General features: G+C 28.5%; 20 protein-coding genes and 1 riboswitch. Of the genes, 16 read left to right on the top strand and 4 right to left on the bottom strand.

Translation table 11 applies throughout. The annotated features are described in order from the left end of the window. The first annotated feature begins 105 nt into the window (after positions 1–105). Complete coding sequence (locus ACLR9T_RS07395) at positions 106–2829, top strand: EAL domain-containing protein (RefSeq protein WP_413108900.1); 2724 nt, start codon at positions 106–108, stop codon at positions 2827–2829. A gap of 49 nt (positions 2830–2878) precedes the next feature. Then, positions 2879–2953, top strand: a riboswitch (Fluoride riboswitch). A 50-nt stretch (positions 2954–3003) separates the two neighbouring features. Then, positions 3004–4194 (top strand): cation:proton antiporter, encoded by a 1191-nt coding sequence (locus ACLR9T_RS07390; protein WP_413108899.1) that lies wholly within the window; start codon positions 3004–3006, stop codon positions 4192–4194. Positions 4195–4269: 75 nt separating this feature from the next. On the opposite strand, the gene ACLR9T_RS07385 is transcribed toward ACLR9T_RS07390, so the two are convergent. Then, the gene (locus ACLR9T_RS07385; RefSeq protein ID WP_413108898.1) at positions 4270–5001 is read right to left on the bottom strand and encodes a class I SAM-dependent methyltransferase; all 732 of its coding nucleotides are present in this window, start codon (positions 4999–5001) and stop codon (positions 4270–4272) included. 252 nt (positions 5002–5253) lie between these two features. Between ACLR9T_RS07385 and ACLR9T_RS07380 the strand changes: the two genes are divergently transcribed. From ACLR9T_RS07380 to ACLR9T_RS07320, 13 genes are all read left to right on the top strand, one after another. Continuing rightward, positions 5254–5604, top strand: coding sequence for a VOC family protein (locus ACLR9T_RS07380; RefSeq protein ID WP_413108897.1), 351 nt, complete (start codon positions 5254–5256; stop codon positions 5602–5604). Between the two features lie 24 nt (positions 5605–5628). After that, positions 5629–6009 (top strand): VOC family protein, encoded by a 381-nt coding sequence (locus ACLR9T_RS07375; protein WP_413108896.1) that lies wholly within the window; start codon positions 5629–5631, stop codon positions 6007–6009. Between the two features lie 491 nt (positions 6010–6500). Further along, a complete protein-coding gene (locus tag ACLR9T_RS07370) occupies positions 6501–7166 on the top strand; it encodes a DNA alkylation repair protein (protein ID WP_413108895.1) in 666 nt (221 codons plus the stop codon). Positions 7167–7476: 310 nt separating this feature from the next. Next, entirely contained in the window at positions 7477–7680 is a 204-nt protein-coding gene (locus ACLR9T_RS07365) for a hypothetical protein (RefSeq protein WP_413108894.1), read from the top strand. Positions 7681–7788: 108 nt separating this feature from the next. Beyond that, entirely contained in the window at positions 7789–8301 is a 513-nt protein-coding gene (locus ACLR9T_RS07360) for a nitroreductase family protein (protein ID WP_413108893.1), read from the top strand. 71 nt (positions 8302–8372) lie between these two features. Continuing rightward, positions 8373–9041, top strand: coding sequence for a 16S rRNA pseudouridine(516) synthase (locus ACLR9T_RS07355; RefSeq protein ID WP_413108892.1), 669 nt, complete (start codon positions 8373–8375; stop codon positions 9039–9041). A 214-nt stretch (positions 9042–9255) separates the two neighbouring features. Next, the gene (locus ACLR9T_RS07350) at positions 9256–10587 is read left to right on the top strand and encodes a 6-phospho-alpha-glucosidase (RefSeq protein ID WP_413108891.1); all 1332 of its coding nucleotides are present in this window, start codon (positions 9256–9258) and stop codon (positions 10585–10587) included. A gap of 1 nt (position 10588) precedes the next feature. Beyond that, a complete protein-coding gene (locus ACLR9T_RS07345; protein ID WP_413108890.1) occupies positions 10589–11077 on the top strand; it encodes a PTS glucose transporter subunit IIA in 489 nt (162 codons plus the stop codon). 130 nt (positions 11078–11207) lie between these two features. After that, positions 11208–11963, top strand: coding sequence for a MurR/RpiR family transcriptional regulator (locus ACLR9T_RS07340; protein WP_413108889.1), 756 nt, complete (start codon positions 11208–11210; stop codon positions 11961–11963). Beyond that, complete coding sequence (locus tag ACLR9T_RS07335) at positions 11963–12724, top strand: MurR/RpiR family transcriptional regulator (protein ID WP_413108888.1); 762 nt, start codon at positions 11963–11965, stop codon at positions 12722–12724. The genes ACLR9T_RS07340 and ACLR9T_RS07335 overlap by 1 nt, the downstream gene beginning before the upstream one ends. Before the next feature lie 201 nt (positions 12725–12925). Next, positions 12926–13300 (top strand): GntR family transcriptional regulator, encoded by a 375-nt coding sequence (locus ACLR9T_RS07330; protein WP_413108887.1) that lies wholly within the window; start codon positions 12926–12928, stop codon positions 13298–13300. A gap of 3 nt (positions 13301–13303) precedes the next feature. Next, on the top strand, positions 13304–14167 hold the full coding sequence (locus ACLR9T_RS07325; protein ID WP_413108886.1) for an ABC transporter ATP-binding protein: 864 nt from the start codon (positions 13304–13306) through the stop codon (positions 14165–14167). Further along, positions 14164–14802: an ABC-2 transporter permease gene (locus ACLR9T_RS07320; RefSeq protein ID WP_413108885.1), complete on the top strand. Its 639-nt coding sequence runs from the start codon at positions 14164–14166 to the stop codon at positions 14800–14802. Before ACLR9T_RS07325 ends, ACLR9T_RS07320 begins: the two co-directional genes overlap by 4 nt. Before the next feature lie 260 nt (positions 14803–15062). Here ACLR9T_RS07320 and ACLR9T_RS07315 read toward each other — a convergent pair whose 3' ends face one another. The 3 genes from ACLR9T_RS07315 to ACLR9T_RS07305 are packed head-to-tail and all read right to left on the bottom strand — an operon-like array spanning position 15063 to position 16794. Then, a complete protein-coding gene (locus ACLR9T_RS07315) occupies positions 15063–15974 on the bottom strand; it encodes an SPFH domain-containing protein (protein ID WP_413108884.1) in 912 nt (303 codons plus the stop codon). A gap of 13 nt (positions 15975–15987) precedes the next feature. Continuing rightward, complete coding sequence (locus tag ACLR9T_RS07310) at positions 15988–16413, bottom strand: NfeD family protein (RefSeq protein ID WP_413108883.1); 426 nt, start codon at positions 16411–16413, stop codon at positions 15988–15990. Positions 16414–16428: 15 nt separating this feature from the next. Beyond that, a complete protein-coding gene (locus tag ACLR9T_RS07305) occupies positions 16429–16794 on the bottom strand; it encodes a hypothetical protein (RefSeq protein ID WP_413108882.1) in 366 nt (121 codons plus the stop codon). Positions 16795–17350: 556 nt separating this feature from the next. On the opposite strand from ACLR9T_RS07305, the gene ACLR9T_RS07300 reads away from it, so the two are divergent. Further along, on the top strand, positions 17351–22500 hold a 5150-nt coding region (locus tag ACLR9T_RS07300; protein WP_413108881.1), incomplete at its 3' end, for a discoidin domain-containing protein.

Here is a 22500-nt window from a genome sequence, read left to right as displayed (position 1 = left end):
TCCGTGATAATAAAATGAAACCATGAAGACTTATTTTAGTAAAAATAGGTCTTCTTTTTTTACAAAAATAGAAAAATCATCTTATGATTAATATGGGGGATACATATGAAGAATATTTTTTCAAAATTAAAAGTAGGATTATTACCAATTATTTTATGTATTGCTTTAATAACTACAGGTTTAATGTCAATCCGTACAATAAATAGTTTAGAAGGTAATGCAAGGGTTATAAATTATACAGGAATTGTTCGAGGAGCTACACAAAGATTGATAAAAAAAGAGCTTAATTATGAAGCAGATGATGCCCTTATTTCATATCTTGATAAAATTCTTTATGGATTAGCTAATGGTAGCAAAGAACTTGATCTTATTTGTATTAATGATGATCAATATCAATCTTTATTAATTAAAATGAATAAAGAATGGAATATAATTAAAGATAAAATTAATTCATTTAGAAATGGGACAATAATAAGTGATGATTTATTTGAAGCAAGTGAAGAATATTTTATTTTAGCTGATAGTACTGTCATGGCTGCTGAAGAGTATACTGAAAATGTTGTTGAGCATTCTAGAAAATCATTAATTTGTATGAATATGGTATTTATCTTAATAACAGGGTTATGTGCTTTCCTTGCTTTTCATGATGAAAAACGCCGCAGAAAACTAGTAGAAGCTGAAAATATAAATAGACAAAAAAGTGAACTATTATCAAAACGTTTTAAAGAGTTACTTGTCCCAATGAATGAAATTTCTGAACTTATGTATGTAGCAGATATTGATACTTATGAGCTCTTATTTATTAATGATGCTGGGAAAAAAACTTTTCATATAACAGGTAACCTTCATCAAAAATGTTATAAAGTGTTACAGGGATTTGGTGAGCCTTGTCCATTTTGCCCTAATGCAATATTAAAAATAGATGAAAATTATACTTGGGAATACACTAATCCTCTTACTAAACGGCATTATTTATTAAAAGACCGTTTGATTGAATGGGAAGGTCGTATAGCTAGAATGGAAATTGCATTTGATATTACTGATACTGCTAATGAAAAAAATGAATTAAGGAATCGTTTAAATAGAGATAATGTTTTAATTCAGTGTATTCGAGAATTATATCACAATAATGATATAAAAGATGCTACAAACCATATTTTAGAACAGGTTGGAAAACTATTTTCAGCAGAACGTGTTTATGTAATTTTATTCCATGATAATAAATTTTCTAATACTTCAGAGTGGTGTAGGGAAGATATAATTCCCCAAATTGATAATTTACAAAATATACCGTTATCAAATTTTATGTCATGGTATAAATTGTTTGTTAATAAACAAAATATTGTTATTAAAAATTTAGAAGATATTAAATTATCGATGAAAAAAGAATATGAGTTTCTTTATCAACAAAAGATTGAAAGAGTTATCATGGTTCCTCTAGAACGAGATGGTAAAACAAATGGATGTATAGGTTTAGATAATTCAAATCCGGATTTAATGGAAAGTGCAGTTACTTTTCTTGAAACACTACGTTATTATCTTATGTTAGCAATAAGAAGGGATGAGGATAAAAAAGCTCTTTATTGTTTAAGTTATCAAGATAGATTGACTTCTTTTTATAATCGGAATCGTTATATTCAAGATATTAGTCAATTAGAAGGTAAAGATGATTCTGTTGGTATAGTTTATCTAGATATTAATGGACTTAAAGAAGTCAATGATCATTTTGGACATGATTCTGGGGATGATTTATTAAAAAAATGTACTAAAATTATTAAACAAAGCTTTAAGATTGGTTCATTTTATCGAATTGGGGGAGATGAATTTATCATTATTTGTACTAATATTAGTAAAACAGACTTTAATGAAAATGTTTGTAAATTAAGAAATAATTTTTTAATTGAAGATTGTACAGTAGCTATAGGTTCTAAATGGGAAAGAAATTGTAAAAAAATTCAAACAGTTATAAAAACAGCTGATGAATTAATGTATTCAGATAAAAAAGGTTATTATCACTCGCATCATGAAACAGGTCGTTATAGACATAGTAATGATTTATTATTATTTTTATCTAATATAGACTTGTTTAATGCTAAATTAGCTAATGGACAATTTCAAGTATATTTACAAGCTAAAGTAAATGTTGAAAGTCGTAATATAGTTGGAGCAGAAGCTCTGGTACGGTATATAGATGATGAAGGAATTATTCAAGGACCAGATAAGTTTATTCCAGTTTTAGAAAATTCATTTCAAATTAGTAAGATAGATTTTTATGTATTTGAAAAAATTTGTGCACAACTTCAAGAATGGAAAATTCACAATAAAACCTTATTTCCTGTTTCTAGCAATTTTTCTCGTAATACTTTTATGGAAGATGATTTTTTAGAAAGATTAGAAACTATTGTAGCTCAATATAGTGTTCCTAAAAAATATCTTGAAGTTGAAATAACCGAAAGTATGTGCTTAATTGATTATAAGAGTTTGAAAAATCGGATTAATAAAATTAGAGAAGCTGGATTCCAAGTATCAGTCGATGATTTTGGAACTGATAGTTCAAATTTAGCACTTTTAGCAATGGCAAAATTTGATATATTAAAAATTGATAAAAGTTTTGTAAAAGATATAATATCAAATAAACATGCACAAACTATTGTAGAAGCAATGGTAGGGGTATGTGATAAGATAAATATTCAGTTAATTGCTGAAGGGGTTGAAAATGAATTACAATTAGAAGTATTAAAGAAATGCGGTGTGAAAACGGTACAAGGCTTCTTATTTAGTAAACCAATTCCTATGAATGAATATGAATGGAAATATTTAAATATGTAGAATATATAAATTAATATGTTATTGACAGGAAAAATAAATTTCTATATACTTTGATCATGGGAATGAAGTTCTCCCATAGTTATTATACTAGAACCGCTAATTAGCTGATGACTTCTGTAACTTTTAAAGTACAGAAAACATCAGTTTTTTTGTATTAGATCAAGGAGGAAGATTATGTTATTGAGTATTTCATTAATTTTATTAGTTGGAATGTTTGCAGGATGGATATGTAAAAAGGTACATTTACCAGGTTTGCTAGGAATGATTCTAACAGGAATTATCCTAGGACCGTTTACATTAGATCTAATTGATGATTCAATTTTGAATATATCATCTGAATTAAGAAAAATAGCATTGATTATTATTTTAACTAGAGCTGGATTGTCATTAAATTTTAAAGATTTAAAAAAGGTTGGTAGACCAGCAATTTTAATGTGTTTTGTACCTGCATGTTTTGAAATATTGGGAATGATTATTTTAGCTCCAAAATTATTAGGGGTTTCAATAATTGAAGCTGCTATTATGGGTGCAGTAATTGCAGCAGTTTCGCCTGCAATTATTGTTCCTAAAATGTTAAAAATGATGGAGGAAGGTTATGGGGTTAATAAAGGAATTCCTCAATTGATCCTTGCAGGTGCATCTGTTGATGATGTTTTTGTAATTGTACTGTTCTTTGCTTTTACTAATTTAGCCCAGGAAGGAACAATATCATTGTTGAATTTTATTCAAATACCAATTTCAATTCTTCTTGGAATCATAATTGGTGTTTTAATAGGTTATATACTAACAAAGTATTTTTCTATTATCCATATTAGGGATTCTGTAAAGGTCATAATTATATTATGTATTTCATTTATCTTAGCGACTTTAGAGGATAGCTTTTCATCAAGTATACCATTTTCATCATTAATTTCTATTATGTGCATAGGAATTATGCTTCAAAGAAAAAAACAAATTTTGGCTAATAGATTATCTTTGAAATTTAATAAATTATGGGTTGGTGCCGAAATCATGTTGTTTGTACTAGTAGGGGCAACTGTAGACTTGAAATATGCACTAGGATCAGGTGTATCTGCAATAATTTTAATCTTAGGCGGGGTTGTTTTTAGGATATTAGGAGTAGCTTGTTGTTTAATTAAAACTACATTAAATTCAAAAGAACGTTTATTTTGTATGATAGCTTATATGCCAAAAGCTACAGTTCAAGCTGCAATAGGAGGTCTACCATTAACAATGGGACTAAATTGTGGAGATATTGTATTGACAGTTGCAGTTCTTTCTATTTTAATTACAGCTCCAATCGGTGCATTTTTTATTGATATTAGTTATAAAGGTTTAACAGATAATAAAATAAATGCCATATAGATAATCCATTATATAATATATACAAAAAAGTAAATCAATTGAGTTTTACTCATTAATGATTTACTATTAATAATTTTATTTTTTCTTTACTGAAATAAGCAACATCATCGGACGACGCATTTCGTCTTTCATACTATTAATATTTAACATTTCTTTAGGTGGCTGCGGTTCAATAATATGTTGAAACACAAATCCGTTTTTAAGTAAGGTATTAAGATAGGTTGTAATTGTTCGATGATATTTTGTAACTTTTTCACCTAAGAATATAGCATCACGTTTTCCTTCATAATAATAATTGTCAACAGGAAAATGAAGGATCTTACCGTTTTTATCATAATACCAGTCTTGGCTGCCATAAGATGTAAATACAGGATGTTCAACTGAAAAAATAAATTCGCCATCCTTTTTTATCCATTTAGAGATATTAGTTATTAATGATTCAAAATCTTTGACATAATGAAAAGCTAAAGAGCTAAGAATAATATCAAATGATTCTGATACAAAGTCTAGATCTTCCATTGCTATACATCGATATTCAATATTTATATCACTATTCTTCTTTTTGGCAACTTCTAACATTTTATGAGATATATCGGTGCCTAATACATAACTAGCACCATTATCAATCGCATATTTGCAATGCCAGCCATATCCACAGCCTAAATCTAAAACTTTTTTCTTGTTGAAACTAGGTAGAATTTTTTGTAATTCAGACCATTCTCCAGCTCCTTTTAAACCGTCTTTAGAACGTGCCATTTCTCCATATTTTAAAAAGAACTGTTCATTATCATATTTATTTTCTTTCATTTTGTTTTCCTCCCATGTAAATTATTTATAATATGATATTTACATGGGTCTATGCAATTTTTTGAGCAATGATACCACCACACATATTTACTCACTCCTTTTGATTTTGGTATTTGTATTATAACATCAAGCTTTGATCAAGTCACTTATTTTAACCAATGATAAATGAGTTTAGGTAATAAGGTTTAAAAGAATTGTTATAGATAATTAAAAAGTGTAGAATGTAGGTAATTAACATAAGGAGATGAAGTTATGAATTGTAGGATATATTCTTTATATATATGTGTAGATGATATGGCAAGAGCAATAGATTTTTATGAACATTTTTTTGAAGTAAAGGTTACTGAAAAAAATGATATCTATAGTGTTTTTGATATAAAAGGATTTCGCTTTGGATTATTTGCATATAAGAAGATGGATGAAATTCATATATTTGGAAGTAATTGCTTACCAAGTATAGAAATAGAAAATATAGATATGTTAAAAAATAAAATTGAGAATTTACAAATATGTTTTCCACTAACTAAAATTGGAAATAATTTTGTTGTAGAGATAGTTGATAGTGAGGGTAATCATATTGAGTTAACAACTCCAATCATGTAATAAAATTTTAGGAGGAATAGAATAATGAAATTAAATAAAATGCATCATATTGCAATAATTGGCAGTAATTATGAAGTTTCTAAACATTTTTATGTTGATTTACTAGGCTTTCAGATTATTAGAGAAAATTATCGAAAAGATCGTGATGATTATAAAATAGACTTAAAATGTGGTGAACAGGAGATAGAACTATTTATCGTAAAAGATGCTCCAAAAAGAGCAACTTTTCCTGAGGCCTTAGGATTAAGACATCTTGCTTTTTATGTAGAGGATGTTGAACAGATAGTATTAGAATTAAACAATAAGGGAATTAAAACAGAACCAATTAGATTTGATAATTTTACTGGTAAAAAAATGACCTTTTTTCAAGATCCTGATGGGTTACCTCTAGAAATTCATGAATAAATTTTAGGGTTATCAATATAATGATTATTTATAACTATAAGCTAAAAGGACAAAAATATTTGTGTTTGGAATAAGTATCTTTTATTGATATAATATAATTTATAAAGTAGAAAAGGAGAGAAGTATGGAATGTAGAATGGTATTATTTCCTCCAGCTAAAGCTGTTTTATTAATAATAAATAAAGAGACGTGGTATAGATGTTTATATCACGTGATATTTTACTATAATACTCAAAAATAAATGGTATAGACATAGGCATTAAATGAAGATAGTGGTAATCAGGTAATATATTTTCCAGGTTGTTATTATTTAATATGCGGAGATAGTGATGTAGAAGTAAATATTTTATGTAAGAGAGCTTTAACATAAATATCTAATTAATAATAATCGTTATTAGATGGACTATATTATTACTCTTTTTGAAATGATAGCGACTTTAGGTTGGTTATAGTTGGGATATTTGTTCTTATTTCTATAGTTAGTAATTATGATGTGTAGTGATAAATATGTATTAATAAAAAATTTATTTGAGAAAAATAAAAATGAACCACAAGCAATTAAAATGGCTAATTACATGCGTAACTTATTTAAATTCTATGGAATTGCGAGTTCTAAAAGGAAGTCTTTATACAAAGATTTATTGAAACAGGAGAAAATAAATAAAGTTATTGATTGGGATTTTTTGGATAGATGTTATCAAGATGAATATCGCGAATTTCAATATTTAGTCTATGATTATCTATTAACAATGAAAAAATATATAACATTTAATGATGTTCCTAAAATTAAAACTTATATTCAATCAAAAGAGTGGTGGGATACAATTGATTTTTTTAGTAAAGTAATTGGTAATATTGGTATGTTTGATAATAAAATTGATGATTTGATGCTAGAGTGGTCATTAGATGAAGATTTTTGGTTAAGGAGAATAGCAATTGATCATCAATTAGGGAGAAAAGAGAAAACTAATCACTTTTTATTAGAAAAAATAATAACTAATAATTTGGGTAGTGAAGAGTTTTTTATAAATAAAGCGATTGGTTGGAGTTTACGAGAATACTCTAAAACAAATCCTAAGTGGGTGAGAGCATTTATTGATAAATATCATTTACAGATGAATAAGTTAAGTATAAAAGAAGCAAGTAAATATATTTAGGAAGAGGATGATAATTAATGAGAACATTTGAATTTAATAGTGAAAAATATAAATTAGCTTCAAGACATCAAAAATAGTGGGGTAATAAATTAATTTCGGAATTAGAACTTAATGGAGATGGGTTATATTAGATTTAGGTTGTGGTGATGGAATATTGACAGAAAAATTATCTTTATTGGTTACAAAAGGAAATATTTTAGGAATTGATGCTTCTAAAGGACCTGTCAAAATTTCTTTAGAATAATAACTGATATTATGAATAAACCACAATATAGTATATATTTTAAGGATTTTAATTGGTCTTTGGTATATGTCATCAAAATCTGATTATCAATCTTTAATAGAAAAAGCAGGTTTTTTAGAATTTTTAATTATCGAAGAAAATGCTGATAGGTATTTTTCAAATGTTAAAGGATCAGCTTACATTAGTTCCATTATTAACTATCTTCCTGATAATTTAAAAGGACAGTTTAGAATTGATGTTATTGAACAAATAATTCAAGAAACAATCTAAAATGATGGCAGATGCTTTGAAACATTTAGTAGAATGAAAATTAAAGCGATAAAATAAATTATTAATTATCAATAAAAATAAGATTAAAAGAGGTTATAAGGTAAAATTATGGAATTTAATAGAATAATTGAAACTAGATATAGCTGTCGTAAATATTTAGACAAAAAAGTGGAATTAGATTTAATAAAAAAGTGTATTGAAACAGATCGTTTAGCACCATCAGCATGTAATGCACAGCCATGGAAGTTTTATATAGTTTCTAATGATGTATTAAAAAAGCAGTTTGTTAAATTAACACAACCATTTACTAAGAATGCTTCGTTTATAGTTGTGGAAGAAGTTAAACCTAATTTGCAGCAGAGAATAGTGAATAGACTTAAAAATCAAGAATTTAGTCAAATTGATATAGGTATAGCTTGTTCTTATATATGTTTACAAGCAAGTGAGCTAGGATTAGCAACTTGTATGATTGGATACTTTAATGAAACAAAAATAAAAGAAGTATTGAAAATTTCTGAAAAATCTCGAATACGTCTAGTAATTAGTATTGGTTATGATGCTCAAACAGAAAAAAGATTAATTAAAAGAAAGAATATTAATGAAATTATGGAAGTATTTTAAAAAATAGAGGATAATAAATAACTATGATTTAGTATAGGAGTGGTAATATTAAAGAATTATATTATGTGTTAATGAAAAATAAATTAGGTAATGCTAAAGAGTGTAAAACGTTAATTAAACATGGTTTAATTAGAGTTAATAATATAATTGTAAAGAATTATAAATATTTAGTAAAAATTAATGATATTATTATATATAAAGAAATACAATTAAAGACACAACCATTCAACTATTTTATGATGAATAAGCCAGCAGGTTATATTTGTGCTAATAAAGATATTAAAGAGAAATGTGTTATTGATTTAATTAATAATAAAGATTGTTATTGTTTAGGTAGATTAGACAAAGATACAACAGGATTATTAATAATAACAGATGATCCAACCCTTTCAAAGAAATTATTATTACCACAAAATCATGTACAAAAAAAATATTTAGTTTCTACTAAATATGAATTAACTGATGATTTAATAGAATATTTTAATCGAGGAGTTATTATTGATAAAAAGATAAAATGTTTACCCGCTGATTTAAAAATTATCAATAAATATCACTGTTATGTAACGATTATTGAAGGTAGGTATCATCAGATAAAAAAGATGTTTTTATCATGTGGAAATCAAGTTAATACATTAAAAAGAATAGAGTTTGGTCAGATAAAATTAGATAAAAGTCTAGGTATTGGGCAATATCGCTCTTTAACTAATGAGGAAATAATATTACTTATAGAACAAGCATAATAAATTTGCTTGTTTTATTTTACGTGAAAATTCACTTTAAATGTGATAAATAAATAAATTAACTGCCATATCTCTATATCCTTTAAAACTATATTAAAGGATTATAAAAAGTATTATGATGTAGACATCAAAAAGGGAAGAAGTGTTGTATATTTGATACACTTTAAAACTTATTTGGATGATAAAATCATATATTAAAAAGGAGAAAAGAAAGATGGAAAAGAAATATTCAGTTGTTATAGCGGGTGGTGGAAGTACTTTCACACCAGGGATTTGTTTATTGTTATTAGATCATATGGATCGTTTCCCGATTAGAAAAATTAAATTCTATGATAATTTTGCTTCACGTCAGGAAACTATCGCTAAAGCATGTGAGATCTATTTAAAAGAAAATGCTCCTGAAGTTGAGTTTGCTTATACTACTGATCCCCAAGTTGCTTTCAGCGATGTTGACTTCGTTATGTGTCATATTCGTGTTGGTTTATATGCAATGCGTGAATTAGATGAAAAGATCCCAATGAAATACAATGTCGTTGGTCAGGAAACCTGTGGTCCTGGTGGGATTGCTTATGGTATGCGTTCTATCGGTGGGGTTATTGAAATTTTAGACTACATGGAGAAATACTCTCCTAATGCCTGGATGTTGAACTATTCTAATCCTGCTGCCATCGTAGCTGAAGCTACTAGAAGATTACGACCTGACTCTAAGATCTTAAACATCTGTGATATGCCAATCGATCTTGAAGAAAAGATGGCTAACATGGTAGGATTAAAATCACGTAAAGAGATGTCAGTAGGATATTATGGATTAAACCATTTTGGATGGTGGCATAAAATTGAAGACAAAGATGGAAATGATCTAATGCCGGAAATCAAAAAACATATGGCTGCCAATGGATTTGCAGATGCACTGTCAGGAACAAATCAGCATGTAGAACAAAGCTGGATTGAAACATTTGCCAAAGCAAAAGATGTATATGCGCTAGATCCGGATACGATTCCAAACACATATTTAAAATATTATCTGTATCCAGACTATGTAGTAGAGCATACAGATCCAGAGCATACAAGAGCAAATGAAGTAATGGAGCATAGAGAAAAGAATATCTTTACAGCTTGTAGAAAGATCATCGAAAAAGGAACAGCAGTAGACGGTGGGTTTGAAGCAGATGCACATGCAGAATATATAGTAGACTTAGCATGTGCGATAGCAAAAAACACAAAAGAGAAAATGTTACTGATAGTACCAAATGAAGGAGCAGTAGAGAACTTTGATCGTAGTGCAATGGTAGAGATACCATGTATCGTAGGAAGCAACGGATATGAAAGGATCTGTCAGGGAAGAATTCCACAATTCCAAAAAGGGTTAATGGAACAACAAGTATCAGTAGAGAAATTAGTAGTAGATGGATGGATAACAGGAAGCTATCAAAAATTATGGCAGGCAATCACATTATCAAAAACAGTACCAAGTGCAAGGATAGCGAAAATGATCTTAGATGATTTAATTGAAGCTAATAAAGAATTCTGGCCGGAGTTGAAATAATATGATTAAATTATTTAGAAAGAAAGAACCAGTAAATAAGGTATTATATTCGATGGCTAATGGAAAAAGTGTAGCTATTGAAGAAGTGCCAGATGAGGTTTTTTCTACAAAGATGATGGGTGAAGGTATTGCTGTGATTCCTGATGAAGGAAAGATTTATGCACCATGTAATGGTAAAATATCAATGGTTATGGATAACACTAAACATGCTGTAGGAATTGAAACTGATGATGGAATTGAGATATTGATTCATGTAGGCTTAGATACTGTTGATTTAATGGGTGAGGGATTCCAAACACATGTATTTGCTGGAGATAATGTAGAAGTTGGCCAACTATTGATTTCTTATGATAAAGATAATTTAAATAGTAAAGGAATAAATGATATTACAATGATGGTTATTGTTGATGATAATGATCATGAATTTATTAAGTTTAATGTTAATGAAAGTGTTCATATAATTGAATCTTCTTTAATTGAATATAAATAGAACTGTAACAAATTAGCTTTTAATAATAAAGTTAATTTGTGCGGTTTTTTTATTTATATAAAATTGTTAGCAATGCTTTTGTTTATTTTAAAATATTGATATAATGTTTTAAATTGAGATGAGGTGCATTATGAAACTAGAAGAGTTAGTAAATAGAAACTACCAGCAATTAAATGAAAATGATTTATATATTTGGAATTATATAATTCATCATAAAAAAGAGTGTGAGCACCTTTCTATTGATGAATTAGCATCGCGTTGTAATGTTTCAAGAAGCACGATTTTACGTTTTTCAAAACGTTTAGGGTTAAGGGGATATGCAGAATTTAAAGTTTTTTTAAGGATCGATAACCAAAGTGACAATGACAGTGTAATAGTTAATAATATTTATAATGGTTATATTGAAATGATTCAGCAGTTTAAAGAGTATCAATATCTTGATATTGTTAAGTGTATTTATGAAGCTAAGAATTTATTTGTTCATGGAACAGGACTTATTCAAGAAAATACTGCACAACATTTAAAACGTTCATTTTCAATGGTCAATAAATTATTTTTAGATATAGATTCTTTAGCTGATTTTGAGGGATATATCAATTTGTTTGAGGTCAATGATGTTTTTATTGCGATATCATATGCGGGTGAAAATAAAAGACTGCTAGATTATATTTATCGATTGAAGGCTAAGGGAATTATTGTTATAGCAATAATTGCAAATAATGATTGTACATTATCGCATATATCAGATTATAGTTTACATGTTAAGACAATGCCAATTATAACAAATATGGGTAGACGTGAAGATTTAGTTGGAATATATTTTGTTTTAGTTGATTTTATTTTAGCCAATTATATAGAGTATGCAATTAATAGGAGTGAAAAATGATGAAATTAGATAAATTAGTGGATGAGCATTATCACGAATTAAATGAAATTGATTTATATATTTGGCAATATATCTTACATCATAAAAGGGAATGTCAAAAGATGTCAATTAAGGATCTGGCTTATAATTGTAATGTTTCCCATACAAGTATACTTCGCTTTACAAAAAAAATTGGTTTAGAGGGATTTAGTGAGTTAAAGGTATATCTTAAATGGGATTTGATGGCAAAGTCTAATTTTGAACCTAAAATTATTGATAATACATATCATGAATTTATTGAAACGATGGATATGATGAAAGAACGGGATTTTACAAATATAATGGAAATGATAGATCAAGCTGAAAGAATTTTTGTTTATGGAACAGGTGTTGTTCAAAATCATATGGCACGTGAAATGCGTCGAGAATTTATTTATGCAAATAAAGTTTTTCATCCCGTTGGTAGTGGAACAGAAATAGATACGATTTTAAATAATGTAACTAATAAAGATATTTTTATAATCATTTCATTATCTGGTGATAATGAAACAGCAGTTACACTTGCTAGAGCATTAAGAGGATTACATGTAAAAAGAATTGGAATTGCTAAAAGGGGAAATACTTTGTTATCAAAATATTGTGATGAGATGATAACCTTTAAATATGAATATTTTTTAACTGGAATGGCGGATATTAGATATTCCAGTCCAGGACACTTTTTTATTATTTCAAGTTTTTTGTTTTTGAGATATCTTGAATATATTCAAGAAAGAAAGCGATGATTATTATAATATTGAATGAATAGTTTTTAAATTAGAGGCTATAACGAAATGATTTTTTAAAGAGGTTTTGTTTAAATCTCTTTTTTTTATTTAAATAACAAAAGAGACTATTATTGATAATAGCAATTTATATATTATTGACAAATTGTATATATGTGTATATACTGTGCTTGTATACTAAGTACAGTGGGCGGTGAAATGATGGAAATAATAATTAAGAATAGTTCAAATGACCCAATTTATCAACAGATTACATCTCAAATTAAAGCGTTGATTATTGATGGAACTTTAAAGGCAGGTGATGCAATGCCGTCAATGCGAAATTTAGCAAAGTCACTTCATGTTAGTGTTATTACTGCCCAACATGCTTATGAAGAATTACAAAAAGATGGTTTTATTGAAACAGTTGCTGGTAAAGGAACATTTGTATCAGCACAAAATAAAAACTTTATACGTGAAGAACAGTTGCGAATCATAGAACAAAAAATTGAAGATATTGCAAAGGCTGCAAAAATCTATGATGTGTCACTCGACGAGTTGATTAAGACATTAACAGTAATATATGAGGAGGAATAGATAATGGAATATGCATTAGAAGTTAATAATTTAACTAAAAGCTATAAAGATTTTCAAGTTAAAGATATAAATATAAAGATTCCTAAAGGAACAATTTTAGGGTTGATTGGTGAAAACGGAGCTGGAAAATCTACAATTATAAATACCATTTTAAATATTGCTAGAAAAGATGCTGGAGAAATTAAGATTTTTAATCAAGATGTATATGAACATGAAAGTGCTGTTAAAGAAGATATAGCAGTTATTTTTGATGAATGTCATTTTAATCCTAATTTTAAAGTTAATGTAATTGGTAAAATGATGTCTAAAATATATAAAAATTGGAATCAGGAAACATATCTAAGTTATTTAGAAAAGTTTAATTTACCAAAGAATAGAAAAATCAAAGATTTTTCTAAAGGAATGAAAATGAAATTAAGCTTTGCGGTAGCTTTTTCTCATTATCCAAAGTTATTGATTCTTGATGAAGCAACAAGTGGGTTAGATCCTATTGTTCGTGATGAAATATTAGAAATTTTAAAAGATTTTATTATGGATGATGAACATGCAGTATTGATTTCATCGCATATTACTAGTGATTTAGATAAAATTGCTGATTATATTTCTTTTATCCATGAAGGTAAATTACTTTTCACAAAGACTTATGAAGATATTCAAGATAATTATGGAATTTTGAAATGTGGAAAAGAGTTATTTGATGCACTTGATAAAAAAGAAATAATTGCATATAAAAAGGAAGATTTTGAATATCGAGTTTTAATCAATAATCGCCAGGAATTTAAAACAGTTTATCAGGATACAATAATTGAAAAAGCTGATATAGAAGATTTAATGTTATTTTATATAAGAGGGGAGAGATTATCATGAAGGGAATAATTTATAAAGATTATATTAGTTCGCTTTTACCAAAAAATTTTATTTCTTTATTATCAAATATTATCGTAGCTTTAGGAATTGTAATACTTTTAGATAATTTTTATAGTTTTGCTTTAGCCACAATGATGTTATCACTTTCTGGTTCTTCGTTATTACAAATAACAATGGAGCAGGATGAATTATCAAATTTTGATAAAATTCAATTGACGTTTCCTCTAACTAAAAAACAAATTATCTTTACTAAATATCTAGCTGGTTTAATTATGCAGGGAGCATGTTTTATAATTTCGTTATTACTTGCTTTAGTATATTGCTGGATTGGCAGAATTACTTTTGTTGCTGCTATGCAGGTATGGGGATTAGGTATAATTATAGGTTTGATTTTCTTTTCGATTTGTTATACAGGTTTTTATCTTTTAGGGAATAAACGTGGTTCTATCATGTACATTATTACTATGTTAGCTTTAGCTGCTGGATATGTATTGACATTCTTTAATTTTGATGTTGCAGTTATTTTGAAAATTAATCATAATTTATTGTTAGCTATTGGATTTGTCATTGCTATGATCGTTTTAGTGATTAGTTTCAGGTTATCTTTAAAAATATATGTGAAAAGATATTCATAATGTAGAATATTTGTATGAAGGGAATAATTTATGGGGATTATTTAATAGCTTTTTCACCAAAAAATATTATTTCATATTTAGTTAATATATTGGTTTTTATTTATTAGGTAATAAAAAGGGTGTTTTCTTGTATCTTTATTATCAATAGGAATATTATTGCGGTTAGTTTATTGATTATTAGTTATTTATTATTAGTTAAGATATATATTCGTAGATATTTTTAATTTTAAGTATAATAAAAATGAGCTAAATGCTCATTTTTATTTGTCTTTTTTGTCTGTTACAAATTCTTTTAATGATGTAGCAAGACCAGCTAATCCTTGGATTTCACTTGGGATAATAATTTTTGTTGCTTCACCTTTTGATAACTCTTCTAGAGCTTTAAATCCTTGTAAAGTTAAATAGGCACTATCAGGATTTGCTTGATTAATATAATTAATACCTTTAGCTTGTGCTTCATATACTAATCTTAGTGCTTCAGCTTCACCTTCGGCTTTAGCGATAGCTGCTTCTTTTTCGGCAGTTGCTCGCAAAATCATAGATTCTTTATCACCTTCAGCATTTAAAATGGCAGCAGTTTTTTTACCTTCTGCTTGTAAGATTGCTTCACGTCTTTCACGTTCAGCACGCATTTGTTTTTCCATAGCTTCTTGAATATCACGAGGTGGAATAATGTTTTTGACTTCAACACGATGAACTTTAATTCCCCAAGGATCAGTAGCTTCATCAAGAATACTGCGCATTCTTGAATTGATAATATCTCTCGAAGTTAATGTTTCATCTAATTCAAGATCACCTATGATATTTCTTAATGTTGTTGCTGTTAAGTTTTCGATTGCATTAATTGGTCGATCCACACCATAAGTAAATAAACGTGGATCAGTTATTTGATAATAAACAACAGTATCGATCTGCATCGTAACATTATCTTTAGTAATAACAGGTTGTGGTGCAAAATCAACAACTTGTTCTTTTAAAGAAACTCTATTAGCAACATGATCAAAAATTGGAAGCAGGATGTGCAAACCAACATTACAAGTGCGATTGTACGCACCGATTCGTTCAACTACATAAGCTTTTGATTGTGGAACGATTCTAATTGTTGAAGCAATAAAGAATATTGCAATCAAAGCAAGAAAAATCCATAAAATAATAGTAACTATACCATCCATTTTTTTACCCTCTCTATCTTTCTATTTTTTTAACAACTAAATGAGCGCCTTCAACTGCGAGTATTTCACAATATTCACCCTCATTGATCGTTGTGTTGTCAATACTTGAAGCTAACCACAAAGTTGACATTACTTTTACTTCACCTTTACTATCAGCTGTAATTGTTTTAGTAATTAAACCATGTTTTCCAATTACACGATCATAATTAGTTCTTTCGATATTTCCACGCATATATTTTTTAGCTAGTGGCCTGACTATTATAGCACAAACTATCGTAATAATAATAAATAATGCGATTTGAATAGTTTGACTTATTCCTAGTAAATTTGCAATTAAAGCAATAATGGCACCAGCAGCAAACCAAATACTAACCAGGTCAATTGTGATTACTTCAATAATTATTGCAATAATTATGATTCCTAACCATATTGGTATCATATTTTTATCCCCTCCTTAAAGATTGACTAATAAAATTTGATGTATGACATCAAATTTAGCATCATATTTAAAACACTTATTATTACTTAAATCTAATTCATATTCTTGTGAAAGTTCACTAATAAAATTTTTATTTGAAATTCGACCATAACTTTTTCCTATTGAGATACGGTGCAACTGATCTTCAGAATAAATTTCTTCATTTACTTCTTGTTTACCAACTGGCTTGATTCCTAGAACATTATTCTTGCGATCTAAGCCTAATAGAACAAAATTAACATCTTCAAAGTGTCGGCACGCTGCTTTGTTTAGAGTTATATTAGTACTGTATATAGTAACTGTTTTTTTAGCAATATCATTAGTTGACCACTCAAAATCCATATTTATCACCCTTTCTATTCTTATTATATTATAAATATTATTTTTATTCAATAAAATTATATAATAATAAATAGTTAAAAAGATTTTTAATCTCTTTCTTTGTTAGTAGCTGAGTTTTAATTATATGTATGCAATATAAATTGTGATAAGTTATAAAAATTAGTTATAGTTAATAATAAAACCAAATATTATGATGAATATGTGATAATATGGTTACTAAAAAAGGAAAAAAATTAGTTAAAATATACAAAAAATATTAAATATATTGAATATATTATAGTAATTTACTTGAATTTAGAATAATAAAGTTTTTTTTAGAACTATATGACTAATTTAGAGGAAAATTAAAATTATAAAAACTAAAACTAAATGTGCAAATAAATTAAAAAGTCTAAATAATATAATATTTATGTCTGGATGTTGGGAGGTTTTATTGAGATGATTGTTTAAAATATTTTGTTAGAAAAGATGTATTTAGTTGCATGATATATGCATTTAGTGGTTAGAAAAGTTAATATAAAAATATATTAACAATAATTGGGAAGGTGTTGAACAGATGAAGATAAGAAAAATATTTAGCACAGTTTTATCATGTTCCCTGATGATTAGTGGTCTTGCAGCAGGTGTTAACAATGTTGAAGCAGCTAATGATAGTGTTGTTACTCAAATAGGAGATAATGCAGTATCGATTGGGAACGATTATATTTCGAGAGAATTTTCTATTAATAATAAAACAATTCTAACAAGTTCAATTTTAAACAAACGAATCAATAAAAATTTAGAACCTCAGAATGGCTCAGAGGATTTTGTTATTAACACAATAGCTTCAGGTTCAGCTGAAGAAGATGATAGTGCAATAACAAATGATCCTGAATGGGAGTATACATCTCCATTACCAACAGAAGACTGGCAGGCAACATTAAGTAATGGCAGCAATACTTTTCCTGCAGCCCAGACAGCAAATTTATTTGATGGTAAATTAGACACATATGTAGACTATTATCAAATAAGTGGGCATCCTTTCACATTAGATATTAATTTTGGTAAAACCCAAACGATTGCAGGAATGTCTGTAAATAAACGACCTGGATATACTGATTCAAAATATGGTATAAATGGTACTATGGGTGGATATGAAGTTTGGACAAGTTCTAATGGTTCAGACTATACTAAAATAGCTGAAGGTGAATTTACAAAAGAAGACTATAATCTTCATAAGGTTGGAGATTTATACAATGTTGGAGATATGGTCTATGTAAATTTTGATACTTCAGTTGAAACTCAATATGTAAGAGTTGTTCAAACTAGTGTAGCGCTTGGTACAGCACAAGAATTTTCAAGTTCAGAAATTGATTTTTATGATCAAGAAATAGTTAAGACACAAAAAGTTGTAGAACCAACTCAAGTGTTAGATCAAAATGATTGGTCATTAACAATTGAAAATGAATCTGGTCAAATGAGTGATGATCAAGCTGCATTATTAATTGATGGAGATTTAAATACTTATCCAAATCAATATACTTTAAGTGGAAATCCATTTACAGTTGATATTGATTTAGGTTCACAACAAACTGTTCGCTCTTTATCAATTGATAAACGTCCCGGATTCAATGATGCAACCTATGGTATAAATGGTACTTTAGGTGAATTTGAATTGTATGTTAGCTCTGATGGTCAAAAATGGAGTTTAGCAGGAGCTGGTAATTTTACAAAAGAAGCTTACAATTTACATGAAGAAAATGGTTTATTTAATGTAGGAGATCGTGTATTTGCGAATTTCTCTAAACCATATACTACTAGATATGTAAGACTTGTACAAAAATCATGTTCAATGGGATCAGCTGAAGAATTTACAAGTGCAGAATTAAATCTCTATACTGATCAATATAGAGGGCCAAATTATAACACTGATGTTACTCCAGTTTCAAAGGGAGCTATTTTATCTAGTCAATTAGAGTATAAAAATGCTTCTGTTGAAGATGTTGAAGATGGTAAGAAGTTAACTATTTCATATGAACCATATGAAATTAATGGTATTACTTATAACATTGATCAAGTGGTAGTTTTAATCGCTGGTGACCATTATATGCGTTCATTTTTGGAAATCAGTGTAAGTGATAAGGATAAAGCACAAATTGACTATATCGATACAGATAGATTTGTGTTACCAGATGATGCTGAGGGTGTTTGGGCACATCCAGATGATAGTGAAATATCATCAATGTGGATTGGTCAACATGAATTAATGTTAGGACAGCCAATATATGTAAATGGTTTATTTATGGGATCTGAGTTCCCGGCAACTGATAATATTATTAAGAATGATACAACACAAATTCGTTATTATTCAGGTAAAACTTTTACTCGTTTACAAGAGGATAATCAGCTTACAACAGATGGTAAATTTGTTACATGGCAAAATGTTGTAGGAGCAGCACAAGGAATTGATACTTCAGTAGTTCAAACAGATTTCTTTGAATATATTGAAGATATTGCTACACCAACGGATTTTAGAAAACAATATAATTCATGGTATGATAATATGATGAATATTACTGATGAAAGTATTGCTGATTCTTTCTATGGTGCAGAAAAAGGTTTAACTCAAAATGGTATGGAACCTCTTGATTCTTATGTAGTAGATGATGGATGGAACAATTATTATGATGGTACGTACACTTCAACTCCAGGTAGTTCTCAAGGTACTACGCCAAATCAAACGGGATTCTGGGAATTCAATGCTAAGTTCCCTAATGAATTATATACATCTTCTTCTTTAACTAATAAACTGCAATCAACATTCGGTTTATGGGTAGGACCACAAGGTGGATATAATTACTTTGGAACATTTGCTAAATATTTAGAATCACAAGGAACTGGATATGTACAATCTAACTCTGCTTTAGGTAATGTTGTTTGTACAGGTTCTCGTAAATATTTAAGAAACTTTGAAGAAATGGCTATTAATTACCAAAAACAATTTGATATTAATTATTGGAAATGGGATGGATTTGCTTCAAGACCATGTAATAATGCAAGTCATGATCATATGGTAGGTGGCGACCAAAATATGTATTTTACTTCTGATATGTGGGAAGCATGGACTGATTTATTTGATAATGTTCGTGCATCTCGTGAAGACGAAGGAAAAGGGTTATTTATTAACGCTACATGCTATATCAATTTAAGTCCATGGTTATTACAATGGGTAAATACAATTTGGGTACAAGATTCTGGTGATACTGGTGAATTAGGTGATAGTGGAGATAGACATCAACGTAAGATTTATTACCGTGATCAAGTATATTATCAATTATACAAACAAAATCAGATTCAATTCCCATTAAAGAATATTTATAATCATGATCCAATTTATGGGGTCTCTGATGGAAGTAATGCAACCACTGAAGTATTTAGAGAATTCTTATTCGCTAATGCTGTTCGTGGAACTGCATTCTGGGAATTATACTATTCACCATCTATTATGGATGATGCTAAATGGAAAGTAACAACAGATGCAGTGGCATGGGCTGAAGAAAATCACGAAGTATTAAAGAATGCTAAATTGTTTGGGAATCAACCAAAAGAAGGGGTGTATGGATATTCAAGCTGGAATGGAAATGAAGGTATTGTTTCATTTACTAATCCAACTGATCAAGAACAAACATATTCTCTTCAAATTACTGATATTGTTGGTGCTAAAAATACATTAAAAGATGCAGTAGGAGTACAAGTATATCCATATGCAGAAGGAACGCTTGAAAATACACTTTCTTATGGAGATACAATTACTGTTACTTTAGCTCCAAATCAAACTATTATTCAACAATACGGACATGTTGATAATGATAAACCTGTTATTGTTTCAGCAAAAGCAACTGCCAATAATGAAATCACATTAAAATTTAATGAAAGAGTTCAAGGTGGAACATATACTATTGGTGGTAAAGAAGTAACTGCTGAATTAAAAGAAGATTTTAGAACAGTAGTATTAAAAACAAATAAACTTTTAACTAAAGATACTAAAGTTTCTGTATCAGGAGTTAAAGATTTCAATAACAATGAATTAACACAAGATATTAATGTTTCATATTATGAAAATGGAATTGTAGCTAATGTCTTAACTGAAAAAGATTTAAAAGATAGTAGTGGAATTTCTACATCTTATGATGCTAATCAAGATACTGTTTGGTTAAGTGGTATTGATCAGGCTTATACTGTTGATACTAAAAATCAATTAAAAGGAATTGAAGATTTTAGTGTTAATTTTGGTGTAGAAACAAAAGCTGCAAACACTAATTTAGTTAAATTTGGTAATGATGTCTCATTATCAATTGATAATGATGGTTATGTTGTATTTAAAGTAAAAGATCTTACTTTAAGCTCAAAAGAAGATGTTACAACAGTTACTGAAAAAGCTCATGGAACATTTGGAACTGATGCATATGTTCCTACATCTACTACTACTTCAACAGTAGGTAAGGTTAATGATGGTAAAGCACATTCAATTAATGCTGTACGTGAAGCAAATGGAATGTTAAAAATTTATGTTGATGGTAGATTAGCTGCTTCATTATATGATGAAAATCATATTAATGAAAATATTGAAGGTGGGGATATTATTGTTGCTGATAATAATTTCACTGGAAAATTAGCACAAGTAACAGTTCAAAATAGTGCAGTTGCATATGACGAAGTTAAGAATTTTGATGTAGATGCTAATGCTGTAATAACACCTTCTCATGATGGATGGACTGCAACAGCTTGTTCACAAGAAGCACCTGCTACAAGTGGGGATTCTGATGCTATGGCTGCTATTGATGGAAATAAAAATACTCATTGGCATACTAATTGGCATGGTCAAGATACTTGTACTGAACCACATTGGATAGCTGTTGATTTCGATGGTGAACAAATATTTGATAAATTCTTATATACTGGACGTGGTTCAGGAAGTAATGGATCAATCAAGGATTATAAATTAGAAATTAAAAATACAGATGGAACATACACAGTAATTAAAGAAGGTACATTCTCAAGTGAAAATGCAGAAAATGTTGTTGAGTTAGGAAAAACTTATACAGCTTATGGTATTCGTTTAACCGCTATATCTACTCATAATGGTCAAAACTTTGCAGCAGCAGTTGAAATTGATGTTGCACGTGATGATGTGGCAGCAGATGATAAAAAGGTAAATGAAGTAAAAGAAACTATTCTTGAAGATGCCAAAGAAATTGATTTAACAAATTATTCAAAAGTTACTGCTGATCCTTTAGCTGAACTTTTAACAAAAGTAAAAGTAATGAATTCAGCTTCTGAAAATGCATTAGATTTATTAGTTGCTAAATACAATTCTTTAAAAGAAGGATTGGTTAATGTAGTTGAGTTAAATGATGTAATTACATCAAGTGATAAAGTTGATGGTGATAAATATACAGTTGAATCATATCAAGTATTTGAAACTGCTCTTGCAAATGCAAAAATTGCAGCTGTAAATGCGACAACTGTACAAGAAGTTACTGATGCATTGAATGCTTTAAGAAATGCTAAAGATTCATTAGTTGAAGTTGAAACACCAGATACAAATAAAACAGCATTATCAATTGCAATTGATATGGCAAAAGAAGTAACACAAGAACAGTTAGGTAAATTAGTACCAGCAGTAGCTGATGAATTCAAAGCAGCATTAGAAAATGCTCAAACTGT

This window comes from Thomasclavelia sp. (assembly GCF_047249845.1).
Lineage (GTDB): Bacteria > Bacillota_I > Bacilli_A > Erysipelotrichales > Coprobacillaceae > Thomasclavelia.
Note: the sequence above shows the minus strand (reverse complement) of the source record. Positions and strands in the feature narration are given on the sequence as shown.